Below are 12,354 nucleotides of genomic sequence, written 5' to 3'. Positions count from 1 at the left end.
GGGCGGCGTGGAAAGTCGTGATGCACGACCTCCCGCCGCGCTGCCCGATGCCCCGCTACTTGCAGCTGAAGCTCGCCGCGTCTTCCGGATTGCTGCCGGTGTAGGTGGCCACCTTGGGGTAGGCACAGAGCGGACGCGTCCGGTTGGCCGACCAGGTGGCCGGGATTTCGGTATTGACCACATTCGCGCCGGGACCGCGGGCCGTTGCCTTCACCGAATCCGGTGCCTGGCCTTGTTCGACCCATGCGACGAGGGGCGTGAGCATGTCGAACTGGTCGGTTGCGGGGCCGCCGGCGCAATGGTTCATGCCGGGCACGGGGAAGTAGCGCGCAAAGCTGGATGCGTCGCCGCCGTTGTTGGCGCGCAGTCCGTCATACCAGTTGGCGGTGTCGTCCGAGGAGAACACCGGGTCGCTGGTGCCGTGGTAGACCATCAGTTTGCTGCCCCGGTCACGGAGCGTGTTCAGTTGCGTCGGGTTTGGCGGTGTCATGAAAGTCATGGACGACATGGCGTAGGCGCCGCTGGCTGCGTAGATGCTCGGCGCGTCCGCGTCCATGCTGAAGGTCAGCGCGAAATCGATGCCGGAAGGCCGGTTCGGGCCCAGGGGCGGCGAGCTGAACACGAAGCCTACCGCGCCCGTGTCGAGGGCTTGCGAGTTGGCGAACTTCCATTGGCGCCAGTTGACGCCATTGATGCCCGCATCGAAGGGGAACGTGCTGTAGATCGTGGTGCCAGCGCTGTCGCGCGCGCCTGCGAAGATCTTCGACAGCACGGTCTTCTGCTGGTCGGTCAGGCAGGTGCCGTCGCGCGCACCCGAGCAGGAGGGAACGTCTGCGGCCAGGCTGAATGCCGTCCTGCACCGGGGCACGTCGGAGACGATGCCATCCGCCAGGCCGTCGAGCGCGTCGCAGCGCGTTGCCACGGCCTTGGCGACGGTGTTGAGTTCGGCCTGGGTGAACGCTGTCTGCAGATCAGGCTTGTTCTGGGCGGTCAGGGCGGTCGTGACGGTGGCGTATTGCTGCACGCCGTAGAGCTGCGCCACCGCCGCCTTGGGCAGGTTGAAGCCCGGGTCGCCGGCGAGGATGCCGTCGTACAGGTCGGCATAGCGGGAGGCGGCCACCATCGCGTGCCGGCCGCCGTTGGAGCAGCCGCCCAGGTACGAGCGATCCGGGCCGCGACCGTAGGCCTTGCTGATCAGGTTCTTGGCCATCGGGGTGAGTTGCGCGACGGCGTTGTAGCCGTAGTCCAACCGCGCCTGGGGGTCCATGCCGAAGCTCGGCGTCGGCGCCGGGTGCCCGGCGTCCGAACTGATCACGGCAAATCCCATGTGGAGAGCGGTCGAGAGCGGACCGCCCCCACCGACGCCACCTGTGGCCGTCACGACGCTGCCGTCGAGGCCGCCGTTGGCCTGGTAGAAGAAGCGGCCGTTCCAGTCGACTGGCAGGCGCATTTCGAAGCCGATCGCGTAGGTCTGCCCGTCGACCGGGCTGGTGCGCTCGTTCATCTTGCCCTTGACGAGGCAGTGCGCCGGCACTTGCGCGCTGACGCCGGCGACGGTCAGGGCGCCTGCCGCCACGGAACTTACGGACGTGTAGACAGTGCCTGCCAATGCGGCCTTGGATGCGAGATCGTCGCAGGACAGCAGCTTGCCGGGCTGCGCCTGCGTCGTCGTTGCCGGGGGCGTGGTAACGGGCGGCGGTGTCGTGGTACCACCTGTTCCAGCGGTGGGTGGGAGCACAAAGCCTCCGCCACCCCCGCCGCCGCAGGCCGCGAGAACCGCCGCTGCACCGATCAGCAGCACCGTCGGCCGAAGAGCCGGCAACTTGATTTGCACCATGGTTGTCTCCTGATGAATCGACCTGTGAATCGGCCAATCCGGTTATTGAAGATAACCAATATAGTTTTGAATCGAAATCAAAACGGTTAGTGCAAACCCGAGCGAAGGACGCGCAGGCGCCGGACGGACAGGCACAAAAAAGGCCGCTGATGCGGCCTTCTTGCTATGCGCTGCGGGCTCGACCCGCGTCTTCGTCTTCGTCGAGGATGGGTTGCCGGGATTCCGTAATGGCGGACACGACACCTACGGCGCTTGCGCGGATCAATTCCTGTCGTAACGCCGCTTCCAGCAACCGCCGCGCCGTGTCCGGCCGGTCGTGGTCGTACTCTTCATCCAACTCGCAGTGCAGGTAGTAGTCGACCCTCGCCATGAGGCGCTCCACCGATGCTGCAAGGTCTGTCTCGTTCATCTATCCGCTCCTCCGGTTGCGATCCTGCGGAATGGACCTTAGCGTGTTCCGTACCTTTGCCCCTAGGGACTCACCCCAAGCCTTTCGGTCTGTGTGAGGTGCCGCATTATCCTCCGTCCGTTGAATCGACACGCGCTGTGCGTCGTGGTATGCCAACAGTCATCATGGATATCGCGCGTCATCGCAGCCTGAAGCGCTGCCAGACGCCGCCGATCCTGGAGCGCCTCGGCGTCGTCGATTCGACGAGGGGCTCGCCCGCCGATGCCGGCGGCAACAGGTGACGAAGGCGATGGGCCACCTGCACGCATTCCTTGATATGCAACTCGCCGAGCGCATGCATGGCGGCGTAGCTCAGCGTGGCGGAGACCGCCTGCCCGACGATCGGAACGTACTTGGTGGCCTGCTTTGCCGTCATCCGGACGCCGGCATGGCTGGCCAGCTTGATCAGCAGTTCGCGCGTCACCAGCCTGCCGACGAGCAGCGCGCCCACGGTTGCGGCGGCCTTTCTGATGCGCTCTCGCTCGGCCGGCGCAAGTCGATCGACTTGCGTAACGGAGAGTCCGAACTGGGCGCTGATCTGCGGAATCACCCTTGCCAGCAAGGCCGCGTCGGCGGCCCAGTCGATGCCGGGGATCGGCACCGCGCCGACTGCGGCGGCCATCAGCGCCTTGCGCCCGAGCAGCCGCCGGCTGCGCCGAATGGCCGCGATGAGTTCCGGGTCGCCTTGGGCGAGTTCGAGGGCTGAGGGCATGCCGCCCCATTATCAAGCGGCGAGCGATTCGAGCTTGTCGGACAGGGCCAGCCAGCGCTCCTCGAGTTGGCCGACTTCATCGTTCAGTGCCTTCAGGCGCTTGCCGGCTTCCGCGATGTCCGTGGCCGCGAGCGGCTGCGCCAGCCGTTCTTCCAGTGACGCCTTTTCGGCCGCAGCGGCGGCAAGGCGCTGGTCGATCTGCGCGAGTTCCCGCTTGAGCGGCTTGGCCTGCTCGCTGCGCTGCTGGCGATCCTGCGCGTCCTGCTTGCGTTGGTTCTTGCCTGATTGCGTCGCCTCGGGTGCCCGGGGCGACGGTGCGGTGGCGACCTGAATCGGCGCGGCTGCCACTTCGGCCGCCGCCGCATCGCGCGTGGCGATCTTGGCCTCCTCGCGCAGGCGCTTCGCCTCGTCGAGCAGGTACTTCTGGTAGTCGTCCAGGTCGCCGTCGAAATCGCCGACCACCCCTCGGCCGACCAGCCAGAATTCGTCGCAAACCGAGCGCAGCAGCGCACGGTCGTGGCTTACCAGCATCAGCGTGCCCTCGAATTCGTTGAGCGCCACCGCGAGCGCCTCGCGGGTCGCCAGGTCCAGGTGGTTCGTGGGCTCGTCGAGCAGCAGCAGGTTCGGCCGCTGCCAGACCATCATGGCCAGCACCAGGCGCGCCTTCTCGCCACCGCTCATCGTGCCGACGGGCTGCTTCACCATGTCGCCGCTGAAGTTGAAGCTGCCGAGGAAGCCGCGCAGATCCTGCTCCCCCGTGCGCTCCTTGACCGCGGAGCCCAGTTCGCGCGCCATGCGCACCATGTGCTCCAGCGGGTTGTCCTGGGGTCGCAGCACGTCCAGTTCCTGCTGCGCGAAGTAGCCGATGTTGAGGCCCTTGCCCTCGGTGACCGTCCCGGCCAGCGCGCCCATCTCGCGCGCGATCGTCTTGACCAGCGTCGACTTGCCTTGCCCGTTGGCGCCCAGGATACCGATGCGTTGGCCGGCCAGCACCGAGCGGTTGACGCCGCGCAGGATGGTCTTGGGCGGCTCGTCTTCCATCCGGTAGCCGAAGCTCGCATCGCTGATCGACAGCATCGGATTCGGGATGTTGCCCGGCTCCTTGAACTCGAAGCTGAAGTCCGCTTCGGCGAGCAGGGGCGCGACCTTTTCCATGCGCTCCAGCGCCTTCACGCGGCTCTGTGCCTGCTTGGCCTTGCTGGCCTTCGCCTTGAAGCGGTCGATGAACTTCTGCAGGTGGGCGATCTTGTCCTGCTGCTTGGCAAAGGCGGACTGTTGCAACTCCATCTGCTGGGCGCGCAGGGTTTCGAAGGCGCTGTAGTTGCCGCCGTAGCGCGTGAGCTTGGCGCGCTCGATGTGCAGCGTCACGTCGGTCACGGCGTCCAGGAATTCGCGGTCATGGCTGATCACGATCATCGTGCCGGCGTATTTCTGCAGCCAGGATTCGAGCCAGACGAGGGCGTCCAGGTCCAGGTGGTTGGTGGGTTCGTCGAGCAGCAGCAGGTCGCTCGGGCACATCAGCGCGCGCGCGAGCTGCAACCGCATCCGCCAGCCGCCCGAAAAGCTGTTGACGGGCTGGTCGAGTTCGTGCGCCTTGAAGCCGAGACCGAGGATCAGCGACTGGGCGCGCGGCACGGCGTCATGCTCGCCCGCGTCGGCCAGGTCGGTGTAGGCGTGGGCGAGCGCCATGCCGATGTCGTGATCGTCAGGGTCGGCCGCATGACCGGCTTCGGAGAGGGCCAGCGCCTCGCGCAGTTCGACGAGGCGCGTATCGCCGCCGACCACGAACTCGGTCGCCGGCTCGTCGGTTTCCGGCATGTTCTGAGCGACCTGCGCCATGCGCCATTGCTTCGGCAGCGAGAAGTCGCCGCCGTCCTCGTGCAAGCTGCCGTTGAAGAGGGCGAACAGCGTGGACTTGCCCGCGCCGTTGCGTCCCACGAGCCCGACTTTCTCGCCGGGGTTGATGGTGATGCTGGCGCCGTCGAGCAGCACTTTGGCGCTGCGGCGCAGGATGACGTTCTTGAGAGTGATCATTTCAGTTTCCAACCACGCAATCGCGACGGATCCGTGGGGTAGGGGCAAGCGCCAGGAACACCGCGGAACCGGCTCAGCCGGTCCGCCGGTGTTGCCCTCCGTCGGGGGAAGGCGAAGCGGCACGAGGTGCGCGCAGGCTGGGGGCGAGCATGGCCTCTCGGGTGATGAGCAGGACCTGGTCGTCCCCTGCGCTGGTGGCGAGCCACACCACTTCGAGCTGGGGAAAAGCGACCTCGAAATTGTCGCGCTCGTTGCCGATTTCAAGCACCAGCACTGCCGATTCGCTCATGCAGGCGGGCGCGTCGGCCAGAAGTCGTCGGATGAAATCCATGCCGTCGGCGCCGCCGGCGAGCGCCAGTTCGGGCTCCGCGCGGTACTCGGCGGGAAGTGCCGTCATGCTCTGCGCATTGACGTAGGGCGGATTGCAGAGGATGAGGTCGTACGGGCCGCGGACATGCGCGAGGCCATCGGATTCGAGCAGCGTGACCCGGTCGTCGAGTTGATGGCGCGTGACGTTGATGGCCGCGACTTCGAGCGCCGTCGTCGACAGGTCGGCCGCATCGACGGCGACGTCCGGATAGGTCATCGCCGCCAGCACCGCGAGACTTCCGTTGCCCGTGCACAGGTCGAGCACGCGCTGCGTATGTTCGCCCAGCCAGGGATCGATGCTGCCATCGGCCAGCAGCTCCGCGATGAAGCTGCGCGGCACGATCGCGCGCTCGTCGACATAGAAGGGCACGCCCTGAAGCCAGGCTTCCCTCGTCAGGTATGCGGCGGGCTTGCGCGTCTCGATACGCTGGGCGAAGAGTTGGCCGATCCGCGAGGCCTCCGCCGGCGACACGGGGCGATCCGCCACCGCGTCGAGCTCATCCAGCGGCAGCCCCAGGCGCCATAGCACGAGCCATACGGCTTCGTCGAAGGCGTTGTCCGTGCCATGACCGAATGCAACGCCCGCGTCGGCCAGCTGCTTCGTGCCGGCCTCGATCAGTTCGATGACGGTGCTCATGCCTCGAGCAGTGCTTCAAGCCTGTCCAGTGTGCGGCGATAGATGTTCTTCAGCGGCTCGATCTCGGCGACCGTGATGTGCTCGTCGATCTTGTGGATGCTCGCGTTGACGGGGCCCAGTTCGACCACCTGCTTGCAGATCTTGGCGATGAATCGCGCGTCGCTGGTGCCGCCGCTGGTGGAGAGCTCCGTCTCGATGCCGGTCTCGTCGCGGATCGACTGCTGCACCGCTTCGACCAGTTCGCCCGGCTTCGTGAGGAAGGGCAGGCCGCCGACGGTCCATGCGAGCGTGTAGTCGATGCCGTGGCTGTCGAGCACGGCGTGCACACGCTGCTGGAGCGATTCGGGCGTCGATTCGGTCGAGAAGCGGAAGTTGAAGTCGACGACCGCGGCGCCCGGGATCACGTTGCTGGCACCGGTCCCCGCATGGATGTTGCTGACCTGCCAACTGGTGGGCTGGAAATGGTCGTTGCCGGCATCCCATGCGCCCGCCGCATTGATGGCGACGAGTTCGGCCAGCGCGGGCGCGAGCGAATGCACCGGATTCTTCGCGAGGTGCGGATAGGCGATGTGGCCCTGCACGCCCTTGACGGTCAGCTTGCCGCTCATGGTGCCGCGCCGGCCGTTCTTGATCATGTCCCCGCAGCGTTCGACTGCCGTCGGTTCGCCGACGATGCAGTAGTCGATCCGCTCGCCCCGCGCGGCCAGCGTGTTGCACACCACGACGGTGCCGTCGACCCCCGGGCCTTCCTCGTCGCTCGTAAGCAGCAAGGCAAGCGTGAGCAGCGGATCCGGCCTGGCGGCGAGGAATTCCTCGATCGCGACTACGAAGGCCGCCAGCGAGGTCTTCATGTCGCACGCACCGCGGCCGTAGAGCTTGCCGTCGCGGTGGGTCGGCGTGAAGGGGTGGCTGGTCCACTGTTCGACAGGCCCCGTCGGCACGACGTCGGTGTGGCCTGCGAACGCGATCGTCCGGTTCGCACCGCCCGGGGCGCTGCCAGGGCGCACGGCCCACAGATTCGTCACCCGGAAGTCGGCCGGGCCGCTTTCGATGGTCTCGAGCCGGAATCCGAGATTCGCCAGCCGCTCGCCGAGGATCTCCTGGCACCCCGCGTCGTCGGGGGTGACCGAGGGGCGGGAGATCAGTTGTTCGGCAAGCTGGAGCGTTCGGGACATCGAGAGGGCAGGTGGGTCACAGACGCACGTCGAGCGTGATGTCCGTGAAGGTGGGTTCCTCGACCTGGTCGAGGAGGGAGCGTTCTTCGCTTCGGGTCGGCGGTGCCTTGCGGTTCTGCAGGCGCCACATCAGGTTGGTCGGCGAGTCGGCCTGCGCCAAGCCTTCCTCGCGGGTGACCAGATTTTCGGTGATCAGGCGGGCGATGTCTTCCTCGAAGGTCTGAGACCCTTCGGCCATGGACTGTTCCATCGCCTCCTTGACGGCGGAGAAGTCGCCCTTGCCGATGAGTTCCGCAACCAGCGCCGTGTTCAGCAGCACTTCGAGCGCCGGGACGCGCGCACCGTTGGGCGTGCGCAGCAGGCGCTGCGCGACGATGGCCCGCAAGGCACCACCGAGGTCGCCCAGCAGCGTGGCACGGACTTCAACGGGGTAGAAGCTCAGGATGCGGTTTAGCGCCCGGTAGCTGTTGTTGGCGTGCAGCGTGGCCACGCAGAGATGGCCCGATTGCGCATAGGCGATCGCGGCCGTCATCGTTTCGCGATCGCGGATCTCGCCGATCTGGATCACGTCAGGCGCCTGGCGCAGCGCATTCTTGAGCGCGATCTGGAGTGATTGCGTGTCGCTGCCCACGTCGCGCTGGTTCACCATCGACTTCTTGTTGGTGAAGGTGAATTCGATGGGTTCCTCGACCGTGAGGATGTGGCCTGTCGAGTTCTCGTTGCGGTAGTCGAGCATCGAGGCCAGCGTCGTGCTCTTGCCGGCGCCGGTGGAGCCCACCATGAGGATGAGCCCCCGCTTCTCCATCACGAGCGTCTTGAGGATCTCGGGAAGGTTCAGGTCTTCGAAGGACGGAATGGTCGATGCGATGTGCCGGACGACGACCGCATAGCTGCCGCGCTGGCGCATCGCGCTGATACGGAAGTTGCCGGCGCCATCGAGGCCGATGGCCATGTTGAGTTCGCCGGTGCGCTCCAGCTCCTGGATGCGGCTTTCATGGACCACCTCGGCCAGCAGGCTGAGCGGCGCCTCGGGCGGCAGCACCTGGCCGTTGACCGGCATGCAGTTGCCGTTGATTCGAATCAATGCCGGGCAGTTCGCCGATAGATAGATGTCTGAGGCCTTGCGTTCGGCCATCAGGCGAAGAATTCTTTCCATCGTATTCATCGGCGTTCTCCTCAGGTTTATGAAACGTGACTTCCACCGTACCGCCCCCTCAGGCGGACGGTTTCCTTTGCAATCAGTCGCGCAGAAGATCGTTCAGCGAGGTCTTGGCGCGGGTTTGCGCGTCGACACGCTTCACGATGATCGCGGCGTACAGGCTGTACTTGCCATTGTCCTTGGGCAGCGTGCCGCTGATGACGACCGAGCCCGACGGCACGCGGCCGTAGCTGACTTCGCCGGTCGCGCGGTCGTAGATGGGGGTGCTCTGGCCGATGTAGACGCCCATCGACAGCACGGAGTTTTCCTCGATCACCACGCCTTCGACAACTTCGGAGCGCGCGCCGATGAAGCAGTTGTCCTCGATGATGGTCGGGCCGGCCTGCAGCGGTTCGAGCACGCCGCCGATGCCCACGCCGCCCGAGAGGTGCACGTTGGCGCCGATCTGCGCGCAGGAGCCGACGGTGGCCCAGGTGTCGACCATGGTGCCTTCGCCGACGTAGGCGCCGATGTTCACGTAGGAGGGCATCAGGATCGCGCCCTTGGCGATGTAACTGCCGCGGCGTGCGACGGCCGGCGGCACGATGCGCACGCCGGCTTCCTTGAGTTCACCGGCCGACAGGTGCGAGAACTTGGTCGGCACCTTGTCGTAGAAGCCCAGCGAGCCGGCCTGCATCTGCTCGTTGTCCTTGAGGCGGAACGACAGCAGCACGGCCTTCTTGATCCACTGGTGCACGGTCCACTGGCCCACGCTCTCGCGGGTGGCGACGCGCAACTGGCCGTTGTTGAGCTCGGCGATCACGTGGTCGACGGCATCGCGGACTTCCTTCGGGGCGCTGGTGGCGGAGATGTTGGCGCGGTCTTCCCACGCGGCGTCGATGGTTTGCTGGAGTTGTTGGGTCATTGATAAGCTCGGTTCTGGATGAAATTCACGATGCGTTGCGCGGCCTCTGTGCATTCCGCCGTGTCGGCGACCAGCGCCATCCGGATGCGCCCGCGGCCGGGATTGACACCGGCCACATCGCGGGCGAGATAGCTGCCGGGCAGCACTGTCACATTGTATTGAGCGTAGAGCTCGCGGGCGAAGGCCTGGTCGTCGCCTTGCCACGAATCCGGCACGCCGGCCCACAGGTAGAAACTGGCGTCTGGCAGGCGAACGTCGAGCACGGGTTCGAGCAGGGGCGTGACGGCCGCGAATTTGGCGCGGTACTGGGCGCGGTTCTCGACCACGTGGGTCTCGTCGTTCCAGGCCGCGATGCTGGCGGCCGCCACCGTGCCGCTCATGGCGCTGCCGTGGTAGGTGCGATAGAGCAGGAAGGACTTGATGATCTCCGCGTCGCCCGCCACGAAGCCGCTGCGCAGGCCGGGCACGTTGCTGCGCTTGGACAGCGAGGTCAGGGCGATGAGGTTGCGGAAGTCGGCGCGCCCCAGCTTCGCCGCGGCTTCAAGGCCGCCCAGCGGCGGCTCGTCGCGAAAGTAGATCTCGCTGTAGCACTCGTCGGCCGCGATCACGAAGCCGTAGCGGTCCGACAGCGCGAACAACTTCTGCCATTCGTCCAGCGGCATGACCGCGCCGGTCGGGTTGCCCGGTGAGCAGACGAAGACGAGTTGCGTGCGCGCCCAGACCTCGGCGGGCACGCTGTCCCAGTCGACCGCGAAGTTGCGCGCGGCCACGCTGGGCACGTAATAGGGCTCGGCCCCCGAGAGAAAGGCCGCGCCTTCGTAGATTTGATAGAAGGGATTGGGCGACAGCACCACCGGCGCAGGCGACTGGCGCGCATCGATGACGGTCTGTGCCAGCGCGAAAAGCGCCTCGCGCGACCCGTTGACCGGCAGCACCTGCGTGGCCGCGTCCAGTGCGAGCCCGTAGCGGCGCTGAAGCCAGCCGGTGAACGACTCGCGCAACTGGAGTTCGCCGGCCGTGGCAGGGTAGACGGCGAGCGCGCCGAGGCTGTTGGACAGGGCTTCCTTGATGAAGGCCGGCGTCGGGTGCTTGGGTTCGCCGATGCCCAGGCTGATCGGTGTGAATTCGGGGTTCGGCGTGACGCCCGCGAAAAGTTGGCGCAGCCGCGCAAACGGGTAGGGCTGCAGTTTGGCGAGCAGGGGATTCATGGGCCTGGATTATCGCGGGGCGAGGGCGAGGAGACGGTCGTAGGCCTTGCGGTCCGCTTCACGCAGCTTGGCAAGTGCAGAAACGGCCTCCTTCTCGATCTCGGCGCAGGTCTGCTTTTTCGCGGCCTCGATCTTTTCATAGACGTCCTCGAGCTTGCCCAGGGATTCGCGCCCCTTCGCGGCGCTGACCGACTCCGACTTGTCGGCCAGCAGCACTTCCGTGATCCAGCCCAATTGCCGTCCATAGCTGGCAACGTCGAAAGCTCTTTTCTCCAACTCGCCGTTGCCCGCCTTCGGAGGAATCCCTGCAAAGAACCAGTTCGTGTCGGGTTCGATCCGCTGCGCCACGCTGCCGCTGAACGGGAGGTGCCATGTCGGGGACCAGAACCAGAGCCATGGGTACATCGCGTTCTCCTCGGGTTGTTGGACGTGCGCCGCTCAGAGTTTCTTCACCAGCACCTGGCTCTTGCGGTCCCAGTTGTACTTTCGTTTGCGCGCCTCGGGGAGCCAGTCCGGGTTGACCTGCTGGAAGCCGCGCTTCAGGAACCAGTGCATGGTGCGGGTCGTGAGTACGAAGATGCTCTCCAGGCCCTGGGCCTTGGCGCGTTGCTCGACGCGCTTCAGGATGCGCTCGCCGTCCCCCTGCGCCTGCGATTGCGGCGACACGGTCAGCGCCGCCATCTCCGCCGTCTTCGCCTCGGGATAGGGATAGAGCGCCGCGCAGCCGAAGATCACGCCGTCGTGTTCGATCACCGTGTACTGGCCGACGTCGCGCTCGATCTCGGTCCGGCTGCGCTTGACCAGCGTGCCGTCGCGCTCGAAGGGTTCGATGAGCTGCAGGATGCCGCCGATGTCGTCCGCCGTCGCTTCGCGCAGCGATTCGAGCTTCTCGTCGATCACCATGGTGCCGATGCCGTCGTGCACGTACACCTCCAGCAGCAGCGAGCCGTCCACGCTGAAAGGCAGGATGTGGTTGCGCTCGACGCCCGCCTCGCAAGCTTTCACGCAGTGCTGCAGGTAGAACGCCGTGTCCGTCGGCCGCTGGGGGGGCGAGAGGGAGGCCAGCAGCTTCTTTGCCGTATCGAGCGGCAGCTCGGTGTCGATGGGGTTGTCCTCGCTGACCGGCAGGCTGGTGTCGAGCGGAATGCCGGGAATCTCGGTCAGGAAAATCAGCTTGTCGGCCTGGATCGAGATCGCCACGCTGGTCGCGACTTCCTCCATCGTGAGGTTGAAGGCCTCGCCGGTGGGCGAAAAGCCGAAGGGCGACATCAGCACCATCGCACCGAAATCCAGCGCGCGGCGGATGCCCGCCGCATCGACCTTGCGCACCAGGCCCGAATGCTGGAAATCGACGCCATCGACCACGCCGACCGGCCGTGCGGTGATGAAATTGCCCGAGATGACGCGGATGGTGGAGCCGGCCATCGGCGTGTTCGGCAAGCCCTGGCTGAAGGCGGCCTCGATCTCGTAGCGCAGCTGGCCGGCGGCTTCCTGGGCGCAGTCCAGCGCGACTTCGTCGGTGATCCGCATGCCGTGCGAGTACCTGGCCTCGTGCCCCTTGGCGCGCAGTTGCTCGTTGACCTGCGGGCGGAAACCGTGCACCAACACGACCTTGACGCCCATGCTCTGGATCAGGGCGAGGTCCTGCGCGATGTTCTGCAGCTTGCCGGCGGCGATCGCCTCGCCGGCCATCGCGACCACGAAGGTCTTGCCGCGATGCATGTGGATATAGGGCGCCACCGACCGAAACCAGGGGACGAAGGTGAAGTTGAAGACGGTGGACATTGGCGGGGTAGGAAGGCCGCAAGGCCGGGCGCAAGATAATTGGCGATTTTCCCCGAACTGCCCGCCTTGTCTTCGCCTCCACTTCG

11 protein-coding genes are annotated in these 12,354 nt (G+C 66.1%); all 11 read right to left on the bottom strand.

What is annotated here, in order from left to right:
• Nucleotides 1-55 precede the first annotated feature (55 nt).
• The gene (locus ACSFBL_RS22400) at nucleotides 56-1,837 is read right to left on the bottom strand and encodes a tannase/feruloyl esterase family alpha/beta hydrolase (protein ID WP_435518023.1); all 1,782 of its coding nucleotides are present in this window, start codon (nucleotides 1,835-1,837) and stop codon (nucleotides 56-58) included.
• Nucleotides 1,838-2,000: 163 nt separating this feature from the next.
• On the bottom strand, nucleotides 2,001-2,246 hold the full coding sequence (locus ACSFBL_RS22395; protein WP_435518022.1) for a hypothetical protein: 246 nt from the start codon (nucleotides 2,244-2,246) through the stop codon (nucleotides 2,001-2,003).
• Nucleotides 2,247-2,424: 178 nt separating this feature from the next.
• Complete coding sequence (locus tag ACSFBL_RS22390) at nucleotides 2,425-2,997, bottom strand: hypothetical protein (RefSeq protein WP_435518021.1); 573 nt, start codon at nucleotides 2,995-2,997, stop codon at nucleotides 2,425-2,427.
• A gap of 12 nt (nucleotides 2,998-3,009) precedes the next feature.
• Entirely contained in the window at nucleotides 3,010-5,031 is a 2,022-nt protein-coding gene (locus ACSFBL_RS22385; RefSeq protein WP_435518020.1) for an ABC-F family ATP-binding cassette domain-containing protein, read from the bottom strand.
• A gap of 73 nt (nucleotides 5,032-5,104) precedes the next feature.
• A complete protein-coding gene (gene prmB, locus ACSFBL_RS22380) occupies nucleotides 5,105-6,037 on the bottom strand; it encodes a 50S ribosomal protein L3 N(5)-glutamine methyltransferase (protein WP_435518019.1) in 933 nt (310 codons plus the stop codon).
• On the bottom strand, nucleotides 6,034-7,212 hold the full coding sequence (gene dapE / locus ACSFBL_RS22375) for a succinyl-diaminopimelate desuccinylase (protein ID WP_435518018.1): 1,179 nt from the start codon (nucleotides 7,210-7,212) through the stop codon (nucleotides 6,034-6,036). The genes prmB and dapE overlap by 4 nt, the downstream gene beginning before the upstream one ends.
• 16 nt (nucleotides 7,213-7,228) lie before the next feature.
• The gene (locus ACSFBL_RS22370) at nucleotides 7,229-8,377 is read right to left on the bottom strand and encodes a PilT/PilU family type 4a pilus ATPase (protein ID WP_435518017.1); all 1,149 of its coding nucleotides are present in this window, start codon (nucleotides 8,375-8,377) and stop codon (nucleotides 7,229-7,231) included.
• A gap of 73 nt (nucleotides 8,378-8,450) precedes the next feature.
• The gene (dapD, locus tag ACSFBL_RS22365; protein WP_435518016.1) at nucleotides 8,451-9,275 is read right to left on the bottom strand and encodes a 2,3,4,5-tetrahydropyridine-2,6-dicarboxylate N-succinyltransferase; all 825 of its coding nucleotides are present in this window, start codon (nucleotides 9,273-9,275) and stop codon (nucleotides 8,451-8,453) included.
• Nucleotides 9,272-10,483 (bottom strand): succinyldiaminopimelate transaminase, encoded by a 1,212-nt coding sequence (gene dapC, locus ACSFBL_RS22360; RefSeq protein WP_435518015.1) that lies wholly within the window; start codon nucleotides 10,481-10,483, stop codon nucleotides 9,272-9,274. The genes dapD and dapC overlap by 4 nt, the downstream gene beginning before the upstream one ends.
• Nucleotides 10,484-10,492: 9 nt before the next feature.
• Nucleotides 10,493-10,888 (bottom strand): hypothetical protein, encoded by a 396-nt coding sequence (locus ACSFBL_RS22355; RefSeq protein ID WP_435518014.1) that lies wholly within the window; start codon nucleotides 10,886-10,888, stop codon nucleotides 10,493-10,495.
• A 33-nt stretch (nucleotides 10,889-10,921) separates the two neighbouring features.
• Nucleotides 10,922-12,268: an amino-acid N-acetyltransferase gene (gene argA / locus ACSFBL_RS22350; RefSeq protein ID WP_435518013.1), complete on the bottom strand. Its 1,347-nt coding sequence runs from the start codon at nucleotides 12,266-12,268 to the stop codon at nucleotides 10,922-10,924.
• Nucleotides 12,269-12,354: the final 86 nt, after the last annotated feature.

It is taken from the genome of Variovorax glacialis (assembly GCF_051216375.1).
Taxonomy (GTDB): Bacteria; Pseudomonadota; Gammaproteobacteria; order Burkholderiales; family Burkholderiaceae_C; genus Variovorax.
This window is presented reverse-complemented; position numbering and strand designations above follow the sequence as displayed.